This is a genomic window from Chryseobacterium sp. KMC2, from assembly GCF_016756935.1.
Lineage (GTDB): Bacteria > Bacteroidota > Bacteroidia > Flavobacteriales > Weeksellaceae > Chryseobacterium > Chryseobacterium rhizosphaerae.
Genome location: NZ_JAESIT010000003.1, coordinates 254,096 through 277,744, shown reverse-complemented (window position 1 = coordinate 277,744; position 23,649 = coordinate 254,096). Strand labels below are relative to the sequence as shown.

Here is a 23,649-nt window from a genome sequence, read left to right as displayed (position 1 = left end):
TGTTAGCCTTGTCTTTGTTTAAATTTTGGGTTCTTCTTGTTGATTACAAATAGGACACCTTTTCTGCGTACAATTTTGCAATCAGCGCTTCTTTTTTTAATTGATGCTCTTACTTTCATTTTGATAGTATTTATTTTTTAACAAATGCCAAATGGAATGTTTATTCCATTTGGCTATTTTGTTTAATATCTAAATGTAATTCTCCCTTTCGTTAAATCATAGGGAGACATTTCTAGTTTTACCTTATCACCAGGTAAAAGTTTAATATAGTGCATTCGCATTTTACCAGAAATATGAGCAATAAGTATATGCCCATTTTCAAGTTCTACACGGAACTGAGCGTTCGAAAGTGCTTCCGTTATAACGCCGTCTTGTTCAATATGTTTTTGTTTTGCCATAAATTAATATCCAGTCGTTCTAGACAGTTTAGACTGCATTAAACCATCATAGTGATGGTTCAGCAGATATGTATTAATCTGTTGAACAGTATCTAAAATTACTCCCACCATAATCAATAATGACGTTCCCCCGAAAAATAGGGCAAACGCATCTGTCTGAACAAAGCTTCCATGCACAATTGCTGGAAGGACTGCAAAGATAGATAAAAAAATTGCACCTGGCAAGGTAATTTTTGATAAAATATCATCTAAATAATCAGCTGTCTCTTTACCGGGTCTTACTTTCGGTACTAAACCTCCATTTCTCTTCAAATCATCGGCCATCTGGTTCACCGGAATTGTAATTGCAGTATAGAAAAACGAGAAGATAATAATTAATAGCGCAAACAATACATTGTACTGCCAGCTAAAAACATTCTTGAAACCTGCAAGAAAAGTGTTAGACTCATCGAATTTTGTTAATAGTCCTGGTACGAACATCAATGCCTGAGCAAAGATAATCGGCATTACACCAGCAGCATTTACTTTCAATGGAATCCATTGTCTTGCTCCCTGCATAAGATTTCTGTTTACACCTCCTCTTGCTTGAGCTCTGCTTACATACTGAATTGGTATTTTTCTAACAGCTACGGATAGTATTACTGCTAAAAGAACCACCACCATCCAGAATAATACTTCAATAAGGATCATAATAGATCCCATTCCTCCTTTTCCGTTCTGCACGGCCATCTCCTGAACGAATGCTTCAGGTAATCTTGAAAGGATCCCCACCATAATAAGGATAGAGATACCGTTTCCGATACCTTTGTCGGTGATTTTCTCACCTAACCACATTGCGAATACTGAACCACCTACCAAGATTACAATACTTGGTAACCAGAACATAATAGAATTTGGCTCTACATAATATGCAGATTGGAATTGAGCATACGGTAAGAATAATTGAGTAATAGAAGTTAAGTAAGAAGGTGCCTGTACCAGACAAACTCCGATTGTTAACCATCTTGTAATTTGGTTCAATGTATTTCTACCTGACTCTCCATCTTTCTGAAGCTTCTGAAGATAAGGAATAGCCATTCCCATCAACTGAACAATAATAGAAGCAGAAATATAAGGCATGATTCCTAACGCCATTACGGAAGCGTGGCTGAAAGCTCCCCCCGTAAACGACGAAAGCAAGCCAAGGAGACCTGCTCCTTGCTTGTTACCGCCTTGATTTTTATAATGCTCTAAGAGATCTCCCACCTCTGCAAGGTTAATTGCAGGAAGTGAAATATAAGATGCGAATCTATACACAAGGATAATACCTAACGTAAAGAGAATTTTATCTCTTAATTCCTTTAGGCTCCAAATATTTTTAAGTGTTTGTATAAATTCTTTCATTAGTAAGTATTATAAGGTAATTGCTTTTCCACCTGCCTTAGCAATAAGCTCTTCAGCAGATTTAGTGAACTTGTCAGCAGAGATTGAAACCGCAGATTTCAATTCTCCTCTACCCATAATTTTCACTAATTCGTTTTTAGAAACTACTCCATTTGCTACTAAAACTTCTTTCGTGATATCTCCAGTGATGGATTTGTTCTCGATTAAAGTCTGGATAGTATCAAGGTTAACTCCTCTAAACTCTTTTCTGTTTACGTTTTTGAATCCGAATTTAGGTAATCTTCTTTGTAAAGGCATCTGACCTCCTTCAAAACCGATTTTCTGAGAATAACCAGCTCTTGCTTTCTGTCCTTTATGTCCTTTTGTAGCAGTACCTCCTTTTCCACTACCTTGACCTCTACCAATTCTTTTTGAATTGAAAGTAGATCCTGCAGCAGGTTTTATGTTATTTAAATTCATTTTAATTTCTTTTTTAAAAATTATTTTTGAACTTCAAGTAAATGACTAACTGCAGCTATCATTCCTAAGATAGAAGGAGTAGCTTCATGTTCTACAACTTGGTGAAGTTTCTTTAATCCTAATGCTTCAAGCGTTCTCTTTTGGGTTTTTGTTCTACCAATAGCGCTTCTTACTTGCTTTACTTTAATTGTTGCCATTGTTCTAATATTAACCGTTAAACACTTTACTTAGAGAAACTCCTCTCATTCTAGCGATCTCCTCAGGTCTTCTGATATCTAATAACGCTTTAAAAGTAGCTTTCACTACGTTGTGAGGGTTAGAAGATCCTTTAGATTTTGAAAGGATATCGTGAATACCAGCAGATTCCAATACCGCTCTTACCGCACCACCGGCGATAAGTCCTGTACCGTGAGAAGCAGGTCTTAAGAAGATATCTGCACCACCGTATCTAGCAGTAGTTTGGTGAGGAATAGTGTGGTTCATTACAGGAACTTTAACAAGGTTTTTCTTAGCATCTTCCACTGCCTTAGCAATTGCAGAAGCAACCTCTTTAGATTTTCCTAAACCAAAACCGATAACACCTTCTTCGTTTCCTACTACAACAATAGCAGAAAATCCGAAAGCTCTACCCCCTTTAGTTACTTTTGTTACTCTGTTAACAGCTACGAGACGATCTTTTAATTCTAATCCTCCCGGTTTTACTCTTTCTATATTATCTAGTCCTAACATATTTTCCGAAATTTAATGATTAGAATTTAAGTCCACCTTCTCTCGCACCATCAGCTAGAGCTTTCACTCTTCCATGGTATACGAAACCGTTTCTGTCAAATACAATACTTTCGATTCCTGCAGCAACCGCTTTAGCAGCGATAGCTTTACCTACAGCAGCAGAAATTTCAGTCTTAGTACCTTTAGCGTCTACACCTTTCTCTCTAGAAGAAGCTGATGCTAAAGTTTTACCATTTTTATCGTCGATTAACTGAGCGTAAATTTCCTTATTACTTTTATATACAGATAATCTTGGCAATTCAGAAGAACCAGAGATTTTCCCTCTTACTCTTCTTTTGATTCTTATTCTTTTTTCTAATTTACTTAATGCCATAATACTTATAATTTATTAAGCAGATTTACCAGCTTTACGTCTAACAATTTCTCCTACGAATCTTACACCTTTTCCTTTGTATGGCTCAGGCTTTCTGAAAGAACGGATCTTTGCAGTCACCATTCCTAGAAGTTGCTTGTCGTGAGACGCTAAAGTAATAATTGGGTTTTTACCTTTTTCAGTCAATGTATCAACTTTTACTTCACTTGGAAGTTCTAATACGATACCGTGAGAGAATCCTAAAGCTAACTCAAGTTTTTGACCTGTGTGAGAAGCTCTATATCCTACCCCTACTAGTTCTAGTTTCTTTTCGAAACCTTCTGATACCCCAACGATCATGTTGGCGATCAACGCTCTGTATAAACCGTGAAGCGCTTTGTGTTGCTTAGAATCAGATGGTCTGTTTACATTAAGTTCACCATCTTTTTGTTCTAAAGTAATTCCTGCTGTAAGCTCTTGAGAAAGTTCTCCTTTCGCTCCTTTTACAGTTACTACACCGTTATTTTCAGTGATTGTAACTCCAGCTGGAATTGTTATAATTGCTTTACCAATTCTTGACATTTTCCTCTGATTAAAAATTAATAAACATAGCAGATTACTTCACCGCCTACTTTCTCTTCTCTAGCTTTCTTGTCAGTCATTACTCCTTTAGAAGTAGAGATGATAGAAATACCCAAACCGTTTAGTACTCTTGGAAGTTCAGTAGAACCTTTGTACTGTCTCAAACCTGGTCTAGAAGCTCTTTGAATAGACTTGATAGCAGGTTTGTTAGTTTGCTTATCGTACTTTAAAGCGATTTTGATCACTCCTTGAACAGCGTTATCTTCAAACTTGTAGTTTAAGATATACCCTTGATCAAATAGGATCTTAGTAATCTCCTTTTTGATTTTCGATGCAGGAATTTCCACCACTTTGTGGCCTGCGCTTTGTGCGTTCCTTACTCTTGTTAGGAAATCTGAAATTGGATCTGTTACCATTTTTCTTTTATAAATTATTGGTTAAAGACAATCAGTATTGAAAAGACTTGAAGAGGAAAATATCAGACTTCAGAAAACTTCGGTCTGATATTTATATTCTTTAGTATCTAGACAACTTAATTGTCCCGATTTTAATTAGTAATTATTACCAACTAGCTTTTCTTACACCTGGGATAAGACCGTTGTTTGCCATTTCTCTGAAAGTTACTCTGGAAATACCAAACGTTCTCATGTATCCTCTTGGTCTACCTGTTAGTTTACATCTGTTGTGTAATCTTACAGGAGAAGCATTTTTAGGTAATTTTTGAAGTCCTTCGTAATCACCTGCTTCTTTTAAAGCTTTTCTTTTGTCAGCGTATTTAGCAACAAGTGCTTCTCTTTTGCGCTCACGCGCTTTCATTGATTCTTTAGCCATTTCTTAGTTCTTTTTAAATGGTAAACCGAAGTGAGTTAATAATGCTTTAGCTTCTTTATCTGTCTTCGCAGTAGTAACGAAAGTGATGTCCATCCCTTGGATTTTTTTCACTTTGTCAATTACGATTTCAGGGAAGATAATTTGCTCAGTAATACCTAAGTTGTAGTTACCTCTACCATCGAAACCATCTGCCTTGATACCAGAGAAATCTCTAATACGTGGTAAAGCAGAAGAAGTAAGTCTGTCTAAGAACTCATACATTCTGTGAGCTCTCAAAGTTACTCTAGCACCTACAGGCATTCCTTTTCTTAGTTTGAATGCAGCTTCGTCTTTCTTAGAGATCGTACCTACTGCTTTCTGACCTGTGATGTTTGTAAGTTCTTCTACAGCATAATCAATGATTTTCTTATCTGCAGTAGCATCTCCTAAACCTTGTGATACAACGATTTTCTCTAATCTAGGTACTTGCATGATTGACTTGTACCCAAATTCTTCCATCATTGCAGGAACAATTTGCTCTTTGTATGCTTTTTTGGGTCTTGCTATAAATTCCATGTGTTAATTCAAATTATAAAGTTTCCCCCGTTTTTTTGTTAATTCTTACTTTCTTATCTCCTTCGATTTTGTAACCGATTTTGATAGCTTTTCCGTCTTTACCAACTAAAGCTACGTTAGAGATATGAATAGAAGCTTCCTTCTCAGTAATTCCTCCTTGAGGATTAGAAGCTGAAGGCTTAACGTGTTTCTTAACGATATTAAGTCCTGCAACGATTACTCTAGGGTCTCTTCCTTCTTTCTTGATCACTTCAATAACTTCACCAGTTTTACCTTTGATATCTTTCTTACCAGTAGTAATGATTACGTTATCTCCTCTTTTTATTTTTAACTTTGACATTTTCTTTTAAAAATTTTAAAAATTAAAGTACTTCAGGAGCTAATGAAATGATTTTCATATATTCTTTGTCTCTCAACTCACGAGCAACTGGTCCGAAAACACGTGTTCCTCTCATTTCTCCTGCTGCGTTTAGTAATACACAAGCATTGTCGTCGAATTTGATGTATGAACCATCTTTTCTTCTTACTGCTTTTTTAGTTCTTACTACTACAGCTTTAGATACCTGACCTTTCTTAGCGTTTCCTGATGGTGTAGAATCCTTGATAGTAACAACGATTTTATCACCAACTGAAGCATATCTTCTTCTGGTTCCTCCCAGAACTCTGATAACCAATACTTCTTTAGCACCTGTGTTATCAGCAACTTTTAATCTTGATTCTGTTTGTAACATTATTACTTAGCTTTTTCAATGATTCTTACTAATCTCCATCTCTTGCTCTTGCTCAAAGGTCTAGTTTCCTGGATCAGAACTGTATCACCTTCTGTGCATTCGTTGTTCTCGTCGTGTGCAGTATATTTTTTCGTTTTCAAAACGAATTTACCGTACATCGGGTGCTTTACTCTTGTAGTTTCACTAACAACAATAGTTTTTTCCATTTTATTACTGGAAACCACTCCGATTCTTTCTTTTCTTAAATTTCTATCCATTGTAAAATGAAATTATTGTTTGTTAGTTAACTCAGTGTTTAGTCTTGCGATTGTTCTTCTCAAATCTTTGATTTGAATCGGGTTTTCAATTGGGCTGATTGCATGAGCCAATTTCAATTTAGAATATTGAGCTTTTGCTTCAGTTAATTGAGCTTGAATATCACCCGCGCTTAAATTTTTAATATCAGCATTTTTCATTGTATTCAAAGATTATAGAGGTTTAACAAAATCGTTAGCAACGATGAATTTAGTAACTACTGGTAATTTCTGTGCCGCAAGTCTAAGAGCTTCTTTCGCAACTTCGTAAGGAACACCTCCTACTTCGAACATGATTTTACCTGGTTTTACTACAGCCACCCAATATTCAACAGCACCCTTACCTTTACCCATCCTTACTTCGGCTGGTTTCTTAGTAATTGGCTTATCTGGGAAGATTTTGATCCATAGCTGACCTTCTCTCTTCATATATCTAGTTGCAGCAATACGTGCAGCTTCAATTTGTCTAGCTGTGATCCAAGCTCCTTCCGTAGCTTTAATCCCGAAAGTTCCGTAAGCAAGTTGATTACCTCTTTGAGCAATCCCCTTCATCTTCATTTTATGAACTCTACGGAATTTGGTTCTTTTTGGTTGTAACATAATTTCTAAATTTTAGATTTTAGATTTTAGATTTTAGATTTTTTTTATTTTAAAAAAGTAACGGTAATTTAAAATTCAAAATGTCTAATCTAAAATTTTTAATTATTATTGTTATTATTGTTATTATTTTTTCTAGGTCTTCTGTTGTCTCTGTCTCCTCCTCTGTTTCTATCTCCTGACTGACCACCTTTCTTCTGTTGTCCTACTAACGGGGAAAGTTCTCTTTTACCATAAACTTCACCTTTCATAATCCAAACTTTTACACCTAGTCTACCATAAGTAGTGTGAGCTTCAGCCCAGTGATAATCGATATCAGCTCTGAAAGTAGACAATGGAATTCTTCCGTCTTTGAAAGATTCGCTTCTTGCCATTTCAGCACCGTTCAATCTTCCAGAGATTTGAACTTTGATACCTTCAGCACCCATTCTCATAGTACTAGCCATTGCCATTTTAACAGCTCTTCTGTAAGAGATTCTGTTTTCAATTTGCTTAGAAATACTATCAGCAACTAAAACTGCATCTAGTTCAGGTCTTTTGATTTCAAAGATGTTGATTTGAATATCCTTACCTGTAAGTTTCTTCAATTCTTCTTTTAATTTATCAACTTCCTGACCTCCTTTACCGATGATAAGTCCCGGTCTAGCAGTAGTAATTGTAACTGTAACTAATTTTAATGTTCTTTCAATATAAATTTTTGAAATACCACCTTTAGATAATCTAGCTTCAAGGTATCTTCTGATTTTGTAGTCTTCAGCGATTCTGTCTCCATAATCGTTTCCACCAAACCAGTTAGAATCCCATCCTCTGATGATACCTAATCTATTACCAATTGGATTTGTCTTCTGTCCCATACCTTGATTAATTTTCTTTATTACCTAAGATTAATGTAACGTGGTTAGATCTTTTTCTGATTCTGTACCCTCTTCCTTGTGGAGCTGGTCTTAGTCTCTTCAATTGTCTTGCACTATCCACGAAGATTTCTTTAACGATAAGGTTTGCTTCTTCAATATCAGCACCTTCGTTTTTAGTCTGCCAGTTTGCCATAGCAGAAAGAAGTAATTTCTCTAATTTGCTAGAGGCTTCTTTTTTAGAATATTTTAGGATATAAAGAGCTTTATCTACCTGCTCTCCTCTAATGATATCAGCAACTAATCTCATTTTTCTTGGAGATGATGGGCAGTCATTTAATGAAGCTTTTACAACGTCTTTGTTAGCTTCTTTTCTTGCGATTGCGCTATCTTGTTTTCTTGATCCCATGATTATCTGCTTCCTTTGTTTTTGTTACCACCATGACCTCTGAAAGATCTTGTTGGAGAAAATTCGCCTAACTTGTGACCTACCATGTTTTCTGTAACATATACAGGGATAAAAGATTTCCCATTGTGTACAGCGATAGTTTGTCCTACGAAGTCCGGAGAGATCATCGATGCTCTAGACCAAGTTTTGATAACTGTCTTCTTACCAGACTCTATATTTGCCTGAACCTTCTTATCTAAAGTATGATGAATGAACGGTCCTTTCTTAAGTGATCTTGCCATAATTATTTTCTTTTAGATACGATGTAACGGTTAGACACTTTGTTTTTCTTTCTAGTTTTGTAACCTTTAGCCGGCATACCGTTTCTAGATCTTGGGTGACCTCCAGAAGAACGTCCTTCACCACCTCCCATTGGGTGATCTACAGGGTTCATTACTACCGGTCTTGTTCTTGGTCTTCTACCTAACCATCTGCTTCTACCAGCCTTACCTGATACAGTTAATTGGTGATCAGAGTTGGAAACTGAACCAATCATTGCCATACATTCAGTAAGGATCATTCTAGATTCTCCTGAAGGCAATTTAATGATAGCATATTTTCCGTCTCTTGAAGTTAATTGAGCTGAAGAACCAGCACTTCTTGCTAAAATAGCACCTTGACCAGGCTTCATTTCAACACAAGAAATTACAGTACCCAATGGAATATTTTTCAATTTCATTGCGTTACCTACGTTTGGTTCAACGCTTTCTCCTGACACTACTTTCTGATCTACTTTGATACCGTTTGGAGCGATGATATATCTCTTCTCTCCGTCAGCATACTCTAATAAAGCGATAAATGCAGTTCTGTTTGGATCGTATTCTACAGATTTTACAGTTGCTTCAACGTTTGCTTTGTTTCTTTTGAAGTCAATAATTCTGTATTTCTTTTTGTGTCCACCTCCGGTGTAACGCATGGTCATTTTACCTGTTTGGTTACGTCCACCTGACTTTTTAATACCAACTGTTAGAGACTTCTCTGGTTTGTTGGTAGTAATTTCCTCAAAATTGTTTACAACTCTGAATCTCTGTCCCGGGGTGATAGGTTTTAATTTTCTAACAGACATTACTATTATTTATAATTAATAATTAATTTACAGCAAAAATATCGATAACCTCACCTTCAACAAGCTTGATTACCGCTTTTTTCAATTTGTTTGTCTTTCCTACTTGAAGACCTTTTTTAGTGTATTTCGAAGAAACCTTCGGAGCATAAATCATTGTGTTAACGTCTGCTACTTTTACACCGTAAGCCGCTTCTACAGCTTTTTTAATCTGGATTTTATTCGCCTTAGGATTAACTAAGAAAGAATAAGAACCTCTTAAATCCGTAAGGTAATTAGCCTTTTCTGAGATAACTGGTTTAATAATAATAGACATGACTTATTTCTTTAGATTTTCCTGGAATTTTTCAACTGCACCTTCGAAGAATACAACTTCACCTGCATTTACTAAATCGTAAGAACTCACTTCATTGAAGTTCATTACTTTAGCTTTAGGTAAGTTTCTTGAAGATAAATACACATTCTTGTTAGCTTCAGGAAGGATGAATAAAGCTTTCTTGTCGTTTAATGCCAAAGCATTTAATACTGTGATGAAATCTTTAGTTCTAGGAGCGCTTAAGCTCATATCTTCCAAAACTCTGATGCTGTTGTCTCTCATTTTCTGAGATAAAACAGATTTCTTAGCTAATCTCTTAAGAGCCTTGTTCAATTTGAATCTGTAGTCTCTTGGTTTTGGTCCGAATACTCTACCTCCACCTCTGAAAGTTGGAGATTTGATATCCCCGTATCTAGCAGATCCTGATCCTTTTTGCTTCTTAAGCTTTTTAGTAGAAGCAGTAATTTCGCTTCTTTCTTTCGATTTATGAGTCCCTTGTCTTTGTGCAGCAAGGTACTGTTTAACTTCTAAGTAAACCGCGTGCTGATTTGGCTCAATTCCGAATACTGTTTCGTCTAGAGTTACTTTTCTTCCGGTCTCTTTTCCTGATGTATTTAATACTACTAGTTCCATTTTCTGATAATTACATAAGAATTTTTAGCTCCCGGAACAGCACCTTTTACTACTAAAAGATTTTGTTCTTGATCAACTTTTAACACTTGAAGGTTTTGAACAGTTACCTGCTCACCTCCCATTCTTCCAGCCATTCTCATCCCCTTGAATACTCTTGAAGGATCTGAACCTGCACCGATAGAACCTGGAGCTCTAAGTCTGTTGTGCTGTCCATGAGTTGCCTGCATTACACCTCCAAATCCGTGTCTTTTAACAACACCTTGGAAACCTTTACCTTTTGAAGTACCTGTTACGTCAACATATTCACCTTCAATGAATAAATCAACTTTTACTTCTTCTCCTACTTTTACTTCATCAACGAATTCTCTGTAGAATTCAACTAATTTAGCTTTAGGAGCAGAACCAGCCTTTTTAAAATGACCAGCTAACGCTTTACCAACGTTCTTCTCACTCTTGTCATCGAAACCTAATTGAACAGCTTTATAACCGTCTTTTTCTAAGGTTCTGACCTGTAAAACCGAGCATGGACCAGCTTGGATAACTGTACAAGGAATGTTTTTTCCTTCTTCGTTAAACAAAGATGTCATACCGATTTTCTTACCAATAATACCTGACATTGTTTATATTATAATAAAATTTATCTTTCTCTTTATCACCATTTTTAGGAGGTCTAAAGTAATTTCTACTTCTGATATAGGCATACTACGCCCCTAAAATGAGTGTGCAAATGTATGAATAATTTTATTACTGACAAATTTTTTAAGTAAAATATTTTGATTTTTAATCAATTAGAACTTTTTGAGAAAATCCAGAACAAATTTTCTCCTCAATTATTTTGATTTTAAAAAAGAAATTAGAAAGAAGATCTGTTTATACGATCACATTCACACCTGCTTCTTCCAATCCTGCCTCATCTTCACCGGAAATACCTGTATCAGTAATCAGATAGTCTATTTTATCTAATGATGCAATCTTACCAAAGCCTTTTTTGTTGAGTTTTGAAGAATCTGCAAGAATCACCGTCTGATCGGCACAGTCAATCATCACCTGATTAAGATGGGCTTCTGCGGCATTAGAAGTACTGATTCCAAATTCAAGGTCAATACCATCTACTCCCAGAAAAAGTTTATTACAGGAGAACTGCTTAAGAATTCCTTCGGAAATAGATCCTACTATAGAAGTGGAACTCTTACGGACTTCTCCTCCCAGCTGAATGATATTAATATTAGGATTATTACAAAGCTCAATAGCTACCCTCAAAGAAGAGGTCAATACGGTAAGCGGTCCAAAGTTCACCAGCATCCGGGCAAGATAATGCATTGTTGTTCCGGAAGCTAATATGATACAGTCGTTCTCCTGAATCAGCGCTAATGCCGCTTTTGCAATCGCCTGTTTTGCTTCTACATTAATATTCTCCTTCTCCCCTACATTTTTCTCATAAGCATATCTTACCTGCTTACTTGCCCCTCCATGATTACGGAAAAGCAGCCCTAAACTTTCAAGATGGTTCAGATCCTTTCGGATCGTAACCGAAGAAACATTCAGTTTTTCACATAAATCTTGCACAAGAACATGGCCTTTTTCATCCAGCTCTTTTAATATTTCATCATGCCTTGGGATTAGCTTCTCCATTTTATTCGTTTCATCAAAATTAGCGTTTTTTTTTCGTACTCTAAAATTTCATTTATTTTCTTTTTGCTTTCATTTTTAATTTATATATTTGAAAACGAAACATAAACGAAACATTTATGAAACGAAACGAAGAACTCAGTAAATTAACCAATGTAAAGGAATGGGACTTTATAGTCATAGGAGGAGGAGCCAGTGGTTTAGGTTCGGCACTAGACGCAGTAAGCAGAGGTTTTAAAACCTTATTGCTTGAATCTCACGATTTTGCAAAAGCAACATCCAGCAGAAGTACAAAATTAGTACACGGTGGAGTAAGATATCTTGCCCAGGGAGACGTAGGATTGGTAAAAGAAGCATTAAAAGAAAGAGGTCTGCTTGCTAAAAACGCAGCTCATATCGTAAAAAATCAATCTTTTATTATTCCTAATTATACTTGGTGGGGAGGAATCTATTATAAAATAGGTTTATCCATTTATGATTTCCTTGCAGGAAAGCTGAGCTTGGGAAAAACGAGATACATCAGCAAATCAAAGACTGTAGAAAAACTTCCAACTATTGAACAAAATCACTTGATGAGTGGTGTTGTTTACCAGGACGGACAGTTTGACGATGCCAGACTTGCTGTGAATTTAACTCAGACCATTATCGAGAAAGGAGGAACCGCAGTCAATTATGTAAAGGTGATCAATCTTCTGAAAGATGGTGCTGATAAAGTAATTGGTGTTGTTGCAGAAGATCAGCTGTCCAAGCAGCAATATCAGATTCATGCCAAGGTAGTCATTAATGCAACAGGTGTATTTACCAATGACATCCTTAATATGAATAACCCTAAGCATGGTAAACTTGTTGTTCCAAGCCAGGGAATCCATTTGGTGCTTGATAAATCATTCCTGAAAAGTGATGATGCGATCATGATTCCAAAAACATCAGATGGAAGGGTTCTATTTGTTGTTCCTTGGCACGACAGAGCTTTGGTAGGAACTACGGATACTCTTCTAAAGGATGAAAGTTTTGAACCCCGTGCTCTTGAAGAAGAGATCAACTTTGTATTAAATACAGCAAGACAGTATTTAGCTAAGAAACCTACCCGTGAAGATGTAAAATCTGTATTCGCAGGATTACGCCCTCTGGCCGCGCCCAAAGATGGAAGCAAAAGTACAAAAGAGGTTTCCAGAAGTCATAAAGTTATTGCTTCTGAAACAGGGTTAATTTCCATTATCGGTGGAAAATGGACAACTTATCGTAAAATGGCAGAAGATACTGTAGATGAAGCGATGAAAGTTCATAGATTAGGAAATACCGCCTCCAAAACAGAGCATCTATCCATTCATGGTAATGTAAAACCGGAACAGGTAGACAGAAGCAATCATCTGTATGTTTACGGTTCTGATATTCCTGCTATAAAAGCCTTACAGGAAAGCAACCCGCGTTATTCCCAGAAACTTCATCCTGATCATCCTTTTACCATTGCAGAAATTGTATGGGCGATAAGAAATGAGATGGCAGAAACCATTGAGGATATCTTATCAAGAAGAGTCCGTTTATTATTCTTAGATGCCAGAGCAGCTATAGACAGTGCTCAAACTGTTGCAAAAATAATTGCTGAAGAAAAAGGATATTCTGAAGAATGGACGCAGCAACACGAAAATGAATTTATTGATTTAGCAAGAGGATATTTATTAACGCCTTATTCACCTAAAGTCCAACCTTAATCTAGTACACTTTTATGAATGAAAAATTAATTCTCGCTTTAGACCAGGGGACAACTTCCTCCAGAGCGATCTTATTCAACCACAGTGGAGAAATTAAATATGTAGCACAGAAAGATTTCAGACAAATATTCCCGACACCGGGTTGGGTAGAGCATGATCCGAATGAAATCTGGTCATCACAAATCTCCGTAGCAGCAGAAACTATAGCGAAAGCAGGGATCTCCGGACTGGAAGTTGCCGCTATCGGTATTACCAATCAACGGGAAACAACCATTGTATGGGACAAAGAAACCGGTGAGCCTATTTACAATGCCATTGTATGGCAAGACCGAAGAACGTCTAAATATTGTGATGAGCTAAAAGAGCAGGGTCACGCTGAAGTTATTAAAGAAAAAACCGGCCTTGTATTAGACGCTTACTTTTCTGCAACAAAACTAAAATGGATCCTTGATAATGTAGAGGGTGCCAGAGCTAAAGCAGAAGCAGGAGAACTATGTTTTGGAACAGTAGACACATGGCTGGTATGGAAGCTTACCCGTGGTAAAATGTTTATCACTGACGTATCCAATGCCAGCAGAACAATGCTACTGAATATCCATACATTAGAATGGGATAATGATTTGTTAGAATTATTCAATATTCCCAGAGCTGTTCTTCCCGAAGTAAAGCAGAGCAGTGAAATATATGGAGAAACTGCAACTACTTTATTTTCCACTAAAATTCCTATTGCAGGTATTGCAGGTGACCAGCAGGCAGCTCTATTCGGGCAAATGTGCATCACTCCGGGAATGGTAAAAAACACATACGGAACCGGCTGCTTTTTATTAATGAATACAGGAAAAGAAGCTGTTTCTTCTAAAAACAACCTGCTTACCACCGTAGCCTGGAAAATCAATGGAGAAGTAAACTATGCACTGGAAGGAAGTGTATTTGTAGGAGGTGCAGCAATCCAATGGCTGAGAGACGGTCTTAAAATTATTCGTTCATCTGAAGAAGTGAATGAGCTGGCAGCATCTGTTCCTGACAATGGTGGTGTATATTTCGTTCCTGCCCTTACCGGATTAGGAGCACCACACTGGGATCAGTATGCACGTGGAACTATTGCAGGTATCACCCGTGGAACAACTGACGGACATATTGCCAGAGCAACATTGGAAGGTATTGCATTTCAGGTTTATGATATTGTAAAATCTATGGAAGCAGATTCCGGAAGGGCCAGTCTCGAACTAAGAGTAGATGGAGGAGCTTCGGCAAGTGACCTTTTGATGCAGATACAGTCTGATCTGTTTGGTTTTAAAATCACAAGACCTCAGACACTTGAAACCACTGCATTAGGAGCAGCTTATCTGGCAGGCCTTGCGGTAGGATACTGGAAAGATATTGATGAAATACAGTCTCAATGGATCGTAGACAAAGATTTCCATCCTCAGCTGGATACAGAAAACGTTGATAAAATGATCCATCTGTGGAAGAAGGCCGTATCGCGTTCGCAAAACTGGATAGAAGATTAACCCGTTGACCTTAAAAATACACATATGACACCATTTATCGCAGAATTAATAGGAACAATGCTTCTTATACTCTTAGGCAACGGCGTTGTCGCCAATGTTGTCTTAAAGGGAACCAAAGGAAATAATTCCGGCTGGATTGTAATTACAACAGCATGGGCATTAGCCGTCTTCATCGGCGTCACTGTAGCCGGACCTGTAAGCGGTGCCCACCTAAACCCGGCAGTCACCATTGGTCTTGCTACCGCAGGAAAATTTTCCTGGGATTTAGTTCCAACTTATATAGCCGCCCAAATGATAGGAGGAATGCTTGGTGCCTTTCTGGTTTGGCTATTCCATAAGGATCATTTTGCTATAACAGAAGATGAACCAGGCATGCTTGCCTGTTTCAGTACAGGACCAGCCATCAGAAAGACTTCTTCTAATCTTATCAGTGAGATTATAGGAACGTTTGTACTGGTATTTGTCATCTTCCACTTTTCGGATCCCAGTATTTCGATCGATATTGACCCTACAGCAAAAGTAGGATTAGGTTCTGTAGGAGCTCTTCCTGTTACGTTCCTTGTCTGGGCAATAGGTTTGTCTCTGGGCGGAACTACAGGCTATGCAATTAATCCGGCAAGGGATCTGGCTCCAAGAATTATGCATGCTATTTTACCTGTAAAAGGGAGCAGTGATTGGGGATATGCATGGATACCGGTAGCGGGACCTGTGATAGGAGCTGTGCTTGCCGCTGTTTTATATGGACTCTTAACTTAAAAAATACAGATGATGAGAATTTTAAAAGGAATCTTCCTGCTCATGCTAGGCAGCGGAAGGTTATTTTCTCAGGAAACTACTGAGACTAAGGAAAACAGACTTGATTTCACGGCCAACATTCAGAATAACCATTTATGGAGAGGTTTAATCATTACTGATAAGCCTGTTGTAATGGGAAATCTATCCTATGCCCTGGATGCGGAAAAAAAATGGAAAATAGGAATCTGGGGAGCATCCGCTTTAGCAGATGATAAAGACAATACCCATTATAAAGAAATCAATTATTATGTTCAATATTCTGACGGACGTTTTTATATCGGACTTTGGGATCTTTATAACTCCAGAAACATTAATACTGCCGTAGCTGCAGATGACATCTTCAGCTATTCACAAAGAAGAACGGCACATATTATTGACTTAAGAACCAACTATACGTTCGGGCCTTCATTCCCTATTAATATTGAAGCAGATATTATGCTTTATGGAGGCGCCAATGCAGGAGAGGTTGTTCTTGAGCCGGACGGAAGTTATAAAAAGAATAAATACTCTACTTATGTTCAGGCAAGTTACCCCGTAATAAAGGGTCAGAAAGTGAATCTGGATGCATTTGTAGGCGCCGGCTTTGCTCTTAATGATAAAACGTTCCTGTATGGAAATGGCAAAAACAGTTTTGACATCGTTAATATAGGTGTAAAAGCAGGTAAGGTTGTTAAGATTACTGACCATTACAGTCTTCCTGTTTATATGATGGCCATGTGGAATCCCTCTAATAAGTTTGCAAGAATTCAGCTTGCTGCGACTGTTTTTTAAAACGGATATCTACCACAATACTATAAAATCACTCCTTTGGGGTGATTTTTTTGTTATAGATTACAATGACCATTCCGTCAAATCTTTGATTTGCCGCCCCTCCAGTGGCGGGGAATGGTTATACGAATGTTATGTCTGGGATTAATAACAGTCTTATATCCAATCACCGGGATTTCACGGTTTATCTTTTAAGTAAAAATTTTTACTTTTGAAGAAAAAAGAACTATGAAAAAATTTTTTAGTATCATGATTTTGTGTATCAGTATTTTGTCTTTTGCACAGGTAAAAGTTCCTTTTACGGGACATAGAAGTTTTGATATTATGGAGGGCTACAGTGGTACCGGTACTCCTCATTATTATTTGGATGTGAAAAAAAACGGTGATGTCTTTTTTGGATATGTTCAGGTAAATCAGGCTAACGGAAAAGAAACTACAGAAGAAATAAATGCAGGCAAATACGGAGCAAACAAAGTAATGAAAGTACATTTCAAAAAATTCGGTGAGACTTTCTTTGTGAAATTTGATAAAAATAAAATCTTTATGACCGATGAAAAGGGAAATATTCAGAATCTTGAAGGCTGTTGCTCTTCCAGTGAGAGTATGGATAAAGAAACCTGTACCTGTGAAAGTGGGCTGTATGAATAATAAGATAATATAGCGCCACTCCTTTGGAGTGGCTTTTTGTTTAATGGAAAGAAAAAGGCCACCCGTTAAAAATTCTTTGAATTTTTGCCACCTCTCCGGTGGAGGGGAAATGGTTATAAGAATTGTTGGGATTTGTTGAGAGTTTGAGATCATGTAATTTGTCAGGAATAAGGAATCACCGGGATTTTACGGTGTATGGTTTCTATAAATATCTTTACTTTTGAAGAATCAATTATGCACACCACGGTATGAAAATCCTAAATATTTTATGGGTTTTATTTTTTATTGTTTCCTGCAGTAAAAAGGAAAACCATCCTTACACGTTCTATTATTGGAAAACCAATTTGAAACTGAATCATGAGGAGAAGAAAGTATTGGCACAGGCTTCTGTTCCTTATTTATATACCCGCTTTTTTGATGTTGATAAAATAGGAGGAAAGTTTCAGCCTGTGGCTGTCATCACCAAAGACCAGAGTTTTCAGACCGATAAGCAGGTGGTACCTACTGTTTTTATCACGAACCAGACTTTACTGAACATTTCTTCAGAGGAGATAAAATTCCTGGCAGAAAGCATTCATCATTTAATATTGAAAAAAACAGAAGAGTATCATTTAAAAATTAACAATGAAATTCAGATCGACTGCGACTGGACAGCCGGTACACGTGATGATTATTTTAAATTTCTAAAGGAACTGAAAAGGGTTTCCGGAAAAAATATCACCTGTACTCTACGTCTTCATCAGGTTAAAGATAAAAAGCAGACCGGAATTCCGCCGGTAGAAAAGGTATATCTGATGTGCTACTCCACTTCTTCACCATTAGAAAAATCTGATAAAAACTCCATTCTGGATGTGGCTACATTAAAAAGTTATCTTTCCAGAATTGAAGAGTACCCCATCAAAACTATTGAAGTAGCACTCCCTATCTACTCATGGGGAATTGTTACCAACCATCTGGAAAAGCATAAGCTGATTAATGCACTATCTACAAAGGATCTGCAAAATGAGCATTTTAAAAAGCTCTCTGAAAATGAGGCTGAAGTTTTGAAAGACGGTTTTTACTTTGGAAGCTACCTGAATAAAGGTTTTAAAATAAAGGTAGAGGAAATTTCAGGTGAGCAGCTTGAAGATGTCATCCGCTTTCTTGAGAAAAAAATACCTCATTTTAATATTATTTATTATCAATTAGATAGTAAATTTGTGTTAGATCGAAAATTTTAAATCATCATCACAGATGAAGGCAGAGTATTAGTACCTGCATGGATTTATATTATTAATCATTATAAAAAATTAAAAACACCACTCTACATATGAAAAAGTATATTCTTTCACTTGCAGTGGCCTCTCTTTTCTATACGAAATCTGATGCCTGCGCCTGGTCGGATCCTGACTACGAATACTTCAATCTTTTTACCCAGAGTATCATTAAAGATAAATCTTACCTTCCTTTTCTGCACAATTATTCCAGCAGATTCTACACGGGTTATAAAACCTCATTGATTCCTGATGACAATCTGGAAACATGGAAGAAGTATTTCGGCAACCAGCTTAATCATGCTGAAGCTTATGATCTGATTTATAAGATCAGTATGAACGACCTCAATAATCTTAAAAACGGAAATCCGTCCAACCCTCTTCTCCAAAAGCTGGGTTCAGGATTTTACCAAAAGTACCGCGAGGGAATAGATTATTTAATTGAGGCTAAATATCTGGAACCTTATATGAGCATCAATTATATTGAAAGTGAAAATTCATTTTACTATGAGAGAAATGCTAACACTAAGAATGCGACGGCTCTTGATTATGACAAAACCATTGCTGCTTTAACTTCTTTATACAATGCTGCCAGAAATCCGGAGATTAAACAGCGCTATGGATACCAGCTGGTACGTCTCAATCATTATACGAGAAATTATGATGCTTCACTGCAGGCATTCAAAACCTATATAGAACCAATCAAGCTAAAAGGTGCCGTTTATTTTATGGCACTGGATCAAATGGCAGGTGCTCAAAGGGGACTGGAGATGAACAGTGATGCCAACTGGAACTTCTTCCAGGTATTCATGAACACTAAAGACCGTAAAGAATCTTCTTTTGTATCTATGAAACTTTCGGATACGGCTTCTTTCAGCAATATTATGAAAAGGGCTAATACCAATGAGGAAAAAAACATGGCTTATTTCCTTTTAGGCTATGAGGATTTCAACAATCCTATTCCGGTTATGGAAAAAATGTATGATATTAATCCTGACTCTGAAATTCTGAAAGTAATGGCCGTAAGAAGTATCAATGAGCTGGAAAGAAGTTATCTTCCCACTTATTATTACACCGATGCTGCTTCCGGGAGAGTTTCTGTACAAAGAGGAAAAACGGATACCAAAGCTTCAAATGATAATGTAGCGGACAACACTACCACAGTGGTAAAAGAGGAAAAGCTTTCTTTCTGGCAAAAGATTGTAAGGTTCTTTAAAAACCTTTTCGGAGGTTCTAAGTCTGAAAAAACCGGTGATGAAGCTAAAGCTGATCAAAGTGATGATGAGCTCTTCAGTAATCCGGACAGGATACCTTTCTATACCCGAACAGGTTATTATTATGATCAGAAAACACAGGACTTCCTTGATGCTCTGGAAAAATTCACTGATAAAACAAGGGAGAAATCTAAGGATGAATACTGGCAGATTGCCAATGCTTACCTTAAGTTTTTGAAAAAAGACTATAAAGCAAGTTCTGAAATTCTTAATGACATCAAAACCACCAATCCTGAGTACCAGGAGGAGATCAAGAGAATGAAAGTGCTGAATGATATTGTATCTCAGCCTAAAATAGATGCAGCATACGAGGATCATTTAATGAAAGATTATCCTGAATACTTTGTGGAAAAACCGGTGAAAAAAGATACTGCCACCACAGATAATTTCGATTATTATGGGGAAGCACCATCTACTGCAGACTTCCTTAAAGATGTCTTGGCAAACCGCTATTTTCTTCAGGGTGAGGATGGAAAATCATTCCTGATGAATAATAAACTTTCTGACCTTCAGTACAACCCGAACTCAAATCTGGTAAAAAGTGTGGAGGACTTCTACAGAAAGTCAAATAAAACACAGTTTGAGCAGCAGGTTATTGCCAAAAACATGGACAGTGTAGGTAATATTGATGCATTTTTCAATACCATTTATGGAGACAGAGCCATGAGGCTTGCCGATTTTGAAAAGGCTAAATCCCATTATGAAAAAGCGCAGAAATTTGCCGGAATCCCAAGAGTCAATTACGACTGGTCAGAAAAAAGCGGTCAAACCATCACTGCAAAACAATATACACCTACTGAGTATAACGGTTTTGATAATATTTCAAATCTTGTGTTTGGTCATAATGTTTGGGAAAGCTTCCAGAGTTCTGATGCTGAAAGTATGAAAGCTGAAAACTACACTGATTTCCCTTTCATCAAAAGCAGTATGAATAAACTTGAACTTGCTGATGTTTTGATCCAGCTTAAAAAGATTGGAAATGGTGCTGATGAAAAAGCTGCTAAAGCCAACCAGCTTATCGGAAATTTACTGTACAACACCTCTATTTTAGGATATTACAGAGAGCTGTTCGTCATGGATGTCGACAATAGTAATGGTGGAAAGTATAACTTCTGGAATACCGACAGAAAGAACCCTTATAAATATTATTACAAAAACTTCCTGGACACATCCTATATTGAGCCTGACAATTTTGACCTGGCGATTAATTATTATCAAAAAGCCCTGAAGCTTTCCAATAATAAGGAGGAAAAAGCAAGAGTTCTTTTCCAGATGGCTAGTGCTGAACAAGGGAAATACTATCAATATGAAGCAAAAAACCAGATGGATTATGATTATTCTGACCCTAAGTGGTCCGAAAAATCTGATGCTCACCAAAAGGAACTGGACAATCTGAGAAATCAGAAATACAGAACCTATTTTGCACAATTGAAAACACAGTACTCAGATACTGAAACTTCAAAAGCACTGATGGGAAGCTGTTCTTATTTCAGTTACTTTATGAGATAACATCACTGCATAAAAAAACCTCTGAATCATCAGAGGTTTTTTATTTTAGATCTTATGTTATTTCTTAATAAACTTGGTTTTGATATTTTTTCCATTTTCATTTATGGTCATGAAGTAGATTCCTTTTACGAAGCTGCTTACATTTACTTGACCTTCACCAATTATGCCTTTTGAAATCAATTGCCCCGGAGCATTGAAAATTTCATAGGATGATTTTGGAGATACATTTTTCACATTCAAAACATTGTCCACAGGATTCGGATAAACCTGAACCGATTTTATTTTTCCTGTTTCCGAAACGGCCAATGTACCTGCTGTCATTTTTTTCACTGCATAGAATACATTTCCGATTGCTGAAACTCTTACATGAATCGTCTTTCCAGCTAAAGAGGCAGGAATGAAAACATTTGCTGTTCCACTGTTAGGTACTGATGCTGCCAGATCATTCCATGTTGCACCGTTATCATCAGTATAATCAATTTTTACATCAGCCACATTATAAGGCGCGGCTGTAGTTCCGGAAACCGTCCATTTAATTTCTGAACTGGTATCAGGAGTAAGAGATGCCGTATCCACCTTGAAGGCTTCTGCAGAGCCTACTACAACGGTTTGTGTAGTATGAGCGCTTTGTCCCTGCCCCGGTTTATTATCTCTCACGGTTACACGGAAATGAGTTGTTCTTGCTACCGTACTTGCTGCTTCAAAATCATCAGCATTCTTCACCTCTCCATTTAATACGGTAGAAAGCTTAGGGAAATATCTGGTAGGACTTAATGTTGGTGGCCATGATCTGAAATTGGCCCCTGAGGTAGTTCGTCCAATGTAAAACTTATTAACGCCGTTATATAAATAACTTGGATCTACCTGCTCCCAGGAATAAGTTAATGCATCCCCATCCGGATCTGTTGCCTCTGCGGTGAGTGCAAATGCAGTACTCATCGGGATGGTATATGTTACCGGCATTTCTGTAACTACCGGCGGGCGGTTGATAATGGTGGTTATGGTACCACAGTTCACTCTGGCACCAGTCAGAAAATTATCCTGTACCTGATCAATACTTACGGAATGAAAAAACAGATCGGAGTGCTTCTGCACATCCGTTGAAGCTCCTGTAATTCCTGCGTACCCCATGATTGTTGACCCTGATCCAGGTTCTACCTCTACACCAGTTCCTTCTCTGTTACTATACGTATGGTTGTTTCCCAGCTGGTGCCCTATTTCATGGGCTACAAAATCAATATCAAAACTATCTCCGCTAGGAGGCAGCTGAGTTGTGCTGTTAAAATCCCAGATTCCGTTCGGATACCAGTTTACACCCGGCGATGTAATACCGGATCCTTTGTAGCTGTTATTGGCATTACCCCCTACATTTAAACTGTTACTGCATACACAGCCTATACAACCTGCATTTCCTCCTCCTCCAGAGGCTCCAAACAAGTGGCCTATATCAAAATCGGCATCTGTAACTCCGTATACTCCTCCATGTAAAGTATCCATCAGCTCTATATTCCATGATGACGGCGGCGAGGTAAGATCCGTAACGGTACTGTAAGGATCAGTATTTGGATCAGTAAATAGGGTTTGTGTATTATTAATGAGGTTTACATGTACATTAAACTCCTGCTCAAAAACTCCGTTCACCCTTGTTAATGTAGCATTGATTTGCGTCATGGCTCCGGAAAGCCCTCCAAAAAACTGAGTGTACTCTCCTGTGGTAGAGAGTGCCAGTCTTAGTGTTCTGAATTTCTGATTTCCACTTCTCCTGGCAAATGCTGTTTTATCAGAGTAAGTCTGCATCTCTTTCATTTGGTCTACAGCCTCTTTTTTTTCAGTGGTATTACAAACAAATGCATGCCCGTTCCTGTTGGTTTTTCCGTGGACAGAATAAAAAGATTTATCTGCAGTAGCGGGCTCAATAAACTCATACTTTCCATCATTTCCAATGATCATGGACTGGAAATCATTGGGGCCAACACTGAATCTGATATATTTGGAAGGATCATCAATACCCACCCCTACATAAGATCCGAGTTCATACTGTTTTGCCAATGCTTCATCCATAACTGGAAAACTACTGACCGCAAATCTTTCCGTCTTTCCGGATAATGTAGGAATATTCACACTAATAGCAGAACCTTCCCCGATTTTTGAGGTCCTCAGTAGCTGAGTTCTGATCTGATCAATATCGAGTCTATAATAAATCGAATTATCACTTTTCTTTACAATTTTTTCTTTAGGTACATTCTGACTCCATTGGGCGCTTACTATTGTTGATAAAAACACAAATGGTAAACATGATAATTTTAAATTCATATAAATATGTTTGTAT

At 37.4% G+C, this 23,649-nt stretch carries 32 protein-coding genes; 7 read left to right on the top strand and 25 right to left on the bottom strand.

Translation table 11 applies throughout. The annotated features are described in order from the left end of the window. Positions 1-2 precede the first annotated feature (2 nt). The 24 genes from rpmJ to JML65_RS05255 form a co-directional block, all read right to left on the bottom strand. On the bottom strand, positions 3-119 hold the full coding sequence (gene rpmJ / locus JML65_RS05370; protein ID WP_007839480.1) for a 50S ribosomal protein L36: 117 nt from the start codon (positions 117-119) through the stop codon (positions 3-5). A 63-nt stretch (positions 120-182) separates the two neighbouring features. Further along, on the bottom strand, positions 183-398 hold the full coding sequence (gene infA / locus JML65_RS05365; protein ID WP_034684855.1) for a translation initiation factor IF-1: 216 nt from the start codon (positions 396-398) through the stop codon (positions 183-185). Positions 399-401: 3 nt separating this feature from the next. After that, positions 402-1,781, bottom strand: coding sequence for a preprotein translocase subunit SecY (gene secY / locus JML65_RS05360; protein ID WP_047491450.1), 1,380 nt, complete (start codon positions 1,779-1,781; stop codon positions 402-404). Positions 1,782-1,790: 9 nt separating this feature from the next. Beyond that, positions 1,791-2,240 carry a 50S ribosomal protein L15 gene (gene rplO, locus JML65_RS05355; protein WP_047491447.1) on the bottom strand — a complete coding sequence of 150 codons (450 nt, stop codon included), beginning with the start codon at positions 2,238-2,240 and terminating at the stop codon, positions 1,791-1,793. Positions 2,241-2,260: 20 nt separating this feature from the next. After that, the gene (gene rpmD, locus JML65_RS05350) at positions 2,261-2,437 is read right to left on the bottom strand and encodes a 50S ribosomal protein L30 (protein WP_029297759.1); all 177 of its coding nucleotides are present in this window, start codon (positions 2,435-2,437) and stop codon (positions 2,261-2,263) included. 10 nt (positions 2,438-2,447) lie between these two features. Continuing rightward, positions 2,448-2,969, bottom strand: a complete 522-nt coding sequence (rpsE, locus tag JML65_RS05345) for a 30S ribosomal protein S5 (protein ID WP_042721505.1) — start codon at positions 2,967-2,969, stop codon at positions 2,448-2,450. Between the two features lie 19 nt (positions 2,970-2,988). Beyond that, positions 2,989-3,342, bottom strand: coding sequence for a 50S ribosomal protein L18 (rplR, locus tag JML65_RS05340; protein ID WP_047491441.1), 354 nt, complete (start codon positions 3,340-3,342; stop codon positions 2,989-2,991). A gap of 15 nt (positions 3,343-3,357) precedes the next feature. After that, positions 3,358-3,903 carry a 50S ribosomal protein L6 gene (gene rplF, locus JML65_RS05335; RefSeq protein WP_047491438.1) on the bottom strand — a complete coding sequence of 182 codons (546 nt, stop codon included), beginning with the start codon at positions 3,901-3,903 and terminating at the stop codon, positions 3,358-3,360. Positions 3,904-3,920: 17 nt separating this feature from the next. Next, complete coding sequence (gene rpsH, locus JML65_RS05330; protein ID WP_034694686.1) at positions 3,921-4,319, bottom strand: 30S ribosomal protein S8; 399 nt, start codon at positions 4,317-4,319, stop codon at positions 3,921-3,923. Positions 4,320-4,464: 145 nt separating this feature from the next. Further along, complete coding sequence (gene rpsN / locus JML65_RS05325; RefSeq protein ID WP_047376574.1) at positions 4,465-4,734, bottom strand: 30S ribosomal protein S14; 270 nt, start codon at positions 4,732-4,734, stop codon at positions 4,465-4,467. Positions 4,735-4,737: 3 nt separating this feature from the next. Further along, positions 4,738-5,289 carry a 50S ribosomal protein L5 gene (rplE, locus tag JML65_RS05320; protein WP_047491435.1) on the bottom strand — a complete coding sequence of 184 codons (552 nt, stop codon included), beginning with the start codon at positions 5,287-5,289 and terminating at the stop codon, positions 4,738-4,740. Positions 5,290-5,302: 13 nt separating this feature from the next. Further along, entirely contained in the window at positions 5,303-5,629 is a 327-nt protein-coding gene (gene rplX / locus JML65_RS05315; RefSeq protein ID WP_047427597.1) for a 50S ribosomal protein L24, read from the bottom strand. 22 nt (positions 5,630-5,651) lie between these two features. After that, on the bottom strand, positions 5,652-6,020 hold the full coding sequence (gene rplN / locus JML65_RS05310; RefSeq protein ID WP_002983226.1) for a 50S ribosomal protein L14: 369 nt from the start codon (positions 6,018-6,020) through the stop codon (positions 5,652-5,654). 2 nt (positions 6,021-6,022) lie between these two features. After that, positions 6,023-6,277: a 30S ribosomal protein S17 gene (rpsQ, locus tag JML65_RS05305; RefSeq protein WP_027371715.1), complete on the bottom strand. Its 255-nt coding sequence runs from the start codon at positions 6,275-6,277 to the stop codon at positions 6,023-6,025. A 12-nt stretch (positions 6,278-6,289) separates the two neighbouring features. Further along, positions 6,290-6,475, bottom strand: a complete 186-nt coding sequence (gene rpmC / locus JML65_RS05300) for a 50S ribosomal protein L29 (protein WP_027371716.1) — start codon at positions 6,473-6,475, stop codon at positions 6,290-6,292. A gap of 12 nt (positions 6,476-6,487) precedes the next feature. Then, the gene (gene rplP / locus JML65_RS05295; protein WP_047491432.1) at positions 6,488-6,913 is read right to left on the bottom strand and encodes a 50S ribosomal protein L16; all 426 of its coding nucleotides are present in this window, start codon (positions 6,911-6,913) and stop codon (positions 6,488-6,490) included. A gap of 98 nt (positions 6,914-7,011) precedes the next feature. Beyond that, entirely contained in the window at positions 7,012-7,764 is a 753-nt protein-coding gene (gene rpsC / locus JML65_RS05290; RefSeq protein ID WP_047491426.1) for a 30S ribosomal protein S3, read from the bottom strand. Between the two features lie 7 nt (positions 7,765-7,771). Continuing rightward, entirely contained in the window at positions 7,772-8,170 is a 399-nt protein-coding gene (gene rplV, locus JML65_RS05285; RefSeq protein WP_202270131.1) for a 50S ribosomal protein L22, read from the bottom strand. Positions 8,171-8,172: 2 nt separating this feature from the next. Next, positions 8,173-8,451 (bottom strand): 30S ribosomal protein S19, encoded by a 279-nt coding sequence (gene rpsS, locus JML65_RS05280; protein ID WP_002983209.1) that lies wholly within the window; start codon positions 8,449-8,451, stop codon positions 8,173-8,175. 2 nt (positions 8,452-8,453) lie between these two features. Beyond that, positions 8,454-9,275: a 50S ribosomal protein L2 gene (gene rplB / locus JML65_RS05275; protein ID WP_047491418.1), complete on the bottom strand. Its 822-nt coding sequence runs from the start codon at positions 9,273-9,275 to the stop codon at positions 8,454-8,456. Between the two features lie 22 nt (positions 9,276-9,297). Next, complete coding sequence (gene rplW, locus JML65_RS05270) at positions 9,298-9,588, bottom strand: 50S ribosomal protein L23 (RefSeq protein WP_047491415.1); 291 nt, start codon at positions 9,586-9,588, stop codon at positions 9,298-9,300. A gap of 3 nt (positions 9,589-9,591) precedes the next feature. Beyond that, positions 9,592-10,221 (bottom strand): 50S ribosomal protein L4, encoded by a 630-nt coding sequence (rplD, locus tag JML65_RS05265; RefSeq protein WP_047491412.1) that lies wholly within the window; start codon positions 10,219-10,221, stop codon positions 9,592-9,594. Further along, positions 10,212-10,838 (bottom strand): 50S ribosomal protein L3, encoded by a 627-nt coding sequence (rplC, locus tag JML65_RS05260; protein WP_047491409.1) that lies wholly within the window; start codon positions 10,836-10,838, stop codon positions 10,212-10,214. The genes rplD and rplC overlap by 10 nt, the downstream gene beginning before the upstream one ends. Positions 10,839-11,091: 253 nt before the next feature. Further along, positions 11,092-11,853: a DeoR/GlpR family DNA-binding transcription regulator gene (locus JML65_RS05255; protein ID WP_047491406.1), complete on the bottom strand. Its 762-nt coding sequence runs from the start codon at positions 11,851-11,853 to the stop codon at positions 11,092-11,094. A gap of 116 nt (positions 11,854-11,969) precedes the next feature. On the opposite strand from JML65_RS05255, the gene JML65_RS05250 reads away from it, so the two are divergent. The 7 genes from JML65_RS05250 (at position 11,970) to JML65_RS05220 (ending at position 21,320) form a co-directional block, all read left to right on the top strand. Next, a complete protein-coding gene (locus JML65_RS05250) occupies positions 11,970-13,562 on the top strand; it encodes a glycerol-3-phosphate dehydrogenase/oxidase (RefSeq protein ID WP_202270130.1) in 1,593 nt (530 codons plus the stop codon). 14 nt (positions 13,563-13,576) lie between these two features. After that, the gene (gene glpK / locus JML65_RS05245; protein WP_202270129.1) at positions 13,577-15,073 is read left to right on the top strand and encodes a glycerol kinase GlpK; all 1,497 of its coding nucleotides are present in this window, start codon (positions 13,577-13,579) and stop codon (positions 15,071-15,073) included. A gap of 24 nt (positions 15,074-15,097) precedes the next feature. Further along, positions 15,098-15,829, top strand: a complete 732-nt coding sequence (locus JML65_RS05240) for an MIP/aquaporin family protein (RefSeq protein WP_084086578.1) — start codon at positions 15,098-15,100, stop codon at positions 15,827-15,829. A gap of 42 nt (positions 15,830-15,871) precedes the next feature. Continuing rightward, positions 15,872-16,639 carry a hypothetical protein gene (locus tag JML65_RS05235; protein WP_143330526.1) on the top strand — a complete coding sequence of 256 codons (768 nt, stop codon included), beginning with the start codon at positions 15,872-15,874 and terminating at the stop codon, positions 16,637-16,639. 225 nt (positions 16,640-16,864) lie between these two features. Then, entirely contained in the window at positions 16,865-17,284 is a 420-nt protein-coding gene (locus tag JML65_RS05230) for a hypothetical protein (protein WP_202270128.1), read from the top strand. 248 nt (positions 17,285-17,532) lie between these two features. Beyond that, positions 17,533-18,504, top strand: a complete 972-nt coding sequence (locus tag JML65_RS05225) for a hypothetical protein (RefSeq protein ID WP_202270127.1) — start codon at positions 17,533-17,535, stop codon at positions 18,502-18,504. Between the two features lie 89 nt (positions 18,505-18,593). After that, positions 18,594-21,320 carry a hypothetical protein gene (locus tag JML65_RS05220; protein ID WP_202270126.1) on the top strand — a complete coding sequence of 909 codons (2,727 nt, stop codon included), beginning with the start codon at positions 18,594-18,596 and terminating at the stop codon, positions 21,318-21,320. Between the two features lie 57 nt (positions 21,321-21,377). Here the strand turns inward: JML65_RS05220 and JML65_RS05215 are convergent, their stop codons facing one another. Continuing rightward, positions 21,378-23,633: a zinc-dependent metalloprotease gene (locus JML65_RS05215; protein ID WP_202270125.1), complete on the bottom strand. Its 2,256-nt coding sequence runs from the start codon at positions 23,631-23,633 to the stop codon at positions 21,378-21,380. Positions 23,634-23,649: the final 16 nt, after the last annotated feature.

What these genes read in the sequence shown, in the direction of transcription:
- rpmJ (WP_007839480.1), bottom strand. Translation starts at nt 119, where the DNA reads ATGAAAGTAAGAGCATCAATTAAAAAAAGAAGCGCTGATTGCAAAATT.
- infA (WP_034684855.1), bottom strand. Translation starts at nt 398, where the DNA reads ATGGCAAAACAAAAACATATTGAACAAGACGGCGTTATAACGGAAGCA.
- secY (WP_047491450.1), bottom strand. Translation starts at nt 1,781, where the DNA reads ATGAAAGAATTTATACAAACACTTAAAAATATTTGGAGCCTAAAGGAA.
- rplO (WP_047491447.1), bottom strand. Translation starts at nt 2,240, where the DNA reads ATGAATTTAAATAACATAAAACCTGCTGCAGGATCTACTTTCAATTCA.
- rpmD (WP_029297759.1), bottom strand. Translation starts at nt 2,437, where the DNA reads ATGGCAACAATTAAAGTAAAGCAAGTAAGAAGCGCTATTGGTAGAACA.
- rpsE (WP_042721505.1), bottom strand. Translation starts at nt 2,969, where the DNA reads ATGTTAGGACTAGATAATATAGAAAGAGTAAAACCGGGAGGATTAGAA.
- rplR (WP_047491441.1), bottom strand. Translation starts at nt 3,342, where the DNA reads ATGGCATTAAGTAAATTAGAAAAAAGAATAAGAATCAAAAGAAGAGTA.
- rplF (WP_047491438.1), bottom strand. Translation starts at nt 3,903, where the DNA reads ATGTCAAGAATTGGTAAAGCAATTATAACAATTCCAGCTGGAGTTACA.
- rpsH (WP_034694686.1), bottom strand. Translation starts at nt 4,319, where the DNA reads ATGGTAACAGATCCAATTTCAGATTTCCTAACAAGAGTAAGGAACGCA.
- rpsN (WP_047376574.1), bottom strand. Translation starts at nt 4,734, where the DNA reads ATGGCTAAAGAATCAATGAAAGCGCGTGAGCGCAAAAGAGAAGCACTT.
- rplE (WP_047491435.1), bottom strand. Translation starts at nt 5,289, where the DNA reads ATGGAATTTATAGCAAGACCCAAAAAAGCATACAAAGAGCAAATTGTT.
- rplX (WP_047427597.1), bottom strand. Translation starts at nt 5,629, where the DNA reads ATGTCAAAGTTAAAAATAAAAAGAGGAGATAACGTAATCATTACTACT.
- rplN (WP_002983226.1), bottom strand. Translation starts at nt 6,020, where the DNA reads ATGTTACAAACAGAATCAAGATTAAAAGTTGCTGATAACACAGGTGCT.
- rpsQ (WP_027371715.1), bottom strand. Translation starts at nt 6,277, where the DNA reads ATGGATAGAAATTTAAGAAAAGAAAGAATCGGAGTGGTTTCCAGTAAT.
- rpmC (WP_027371716.1), bottom strand. Translation starts at nt 6,475, where the DNA reads ATGAAAAATGCTGATATTAAAAATTTAAGCGCGGGTGATATTCAAGCT.
- rplP (WP_047491432.1), bottom strand. Translation starts at nt 6,913, where the DNA reads ATGTTACAACCAAAAAGAACCAAATTCCGTAGAGTTCATAAAATGAAG.
- rpsC (WP_047491426.1), bottom strand. Translation starts at nt 7,764, where the DNA reads ATGGGACAGAAGACAAATCCAATTGGTAATAGATTAGGTATCATCAGA.
- rplV (WP_202270131.1), bottom strand. Translation starts at nt 8,170, where the DNA reads ATGGGATCAAGAAAACAAGATAGCGCAATCGCAAGAAAAGAAGCTAAC.
- rpsS (WP_002983209.1), bottom strand. Translation starts at nt 8,451, where the DNA reads ATGGCAAGATCACTTAAGAAAGGACCGTTCATTCATCATACTTTAGAT.
- rplB (WP_047491418.1), bottom strand. Translation starts at nt 9,275, where the DNA reads ATGTCTGTTAGAAAATTAAAACCTATCACCCCGGGACAGAGATTCAGA.
- rplW (WP_047491415.1), bottom strand. Translation starts at nt 9,588, where the DNA reads ATGTCTATTATTATTAAACCAGTTATCTCAGAAAAGGCTAATTACCTT.
- rplD (WP_047491412.1), bottom strand. Translation starts at nt 10,221, where the DNA reads ATGGAACTAGTAGTATTAAATACATCAGGAAAAGAGACCGGAAGAAAA.
- rplC (WP_047491409.1), bottom strand. Translation starts at nt 10,838, where the DNA reads ATGTCAGGTATTATTGGTAAGAAAATCGGTATGACATCTTTGTTTAAC.
- JML65_RS05255 (WP_047491406.1), bottom strand. Translation starts at nt 11,853, where the DNA reads ATGGAGAAGCTAATCCCAAGGCATGATGAAATATTAAAAGAGCTGGAT.
- JML65_RS05250 (WP_202270130.1), top strand. Translation starts at nt 11,970, where the DNA reads ATGAAACGAAACGAAGAACTCAGTAAATTAACCAATGTAAAGGAATGG.
- glpK (WP_202270129.1), top strand. Translation starts at nt 13,577, where the DNA reads ATGAATGAAAAATTAATTCTCGCTTTAGACCAGGGGACAACTTCCTCC.
- JML65_RS05240 (WP_084086578.1), top strand. Translation starts at nt 15,098, where the DNA reads ATGACACCATTTATCGCAGAATTAATAGGAACAATGCTTCTTATACTC.
- JML65_RS05235 (WP_143330526.1), top strand. Translation starts at nt 15,872, where the DNA reads ATGCTAGGCAGCGGAAGGTTATTTTCTCAGGAAACTACTGAGACTAAG.
- JML65_RS05230 (WP_202270128.1), top strand. Translation starts at nt 16,865, where the DNA reads ATGAAAAAATTTTTTAGTATCATGATTTTGTGTATCAGTATTTTGTCT.
- JML65_RS05225 (WP_202270127.1), top strand. Translation starts at nt 17,533, where the DNA reads ATGAAAATCCTAAATATTTTATGGGTTTTATTTTTTATTGTTTCCTGC.
- JML65_RS05220 (WP_202270126.1), top strand. Translation starts at nt 18,594, where the DNA reads ATGAAAAAGTATATTCTTTCACTTGCAGTGGCCTCTCTTTTCTATACG.
- JML65_RS05215 (WP_202270125.1), bottom strand. Translation starts at nt 23,633, where the DNA reads ATGAATTTAAAATTATCATGTTTACCATTTGTGTTTTTATCAACAATA.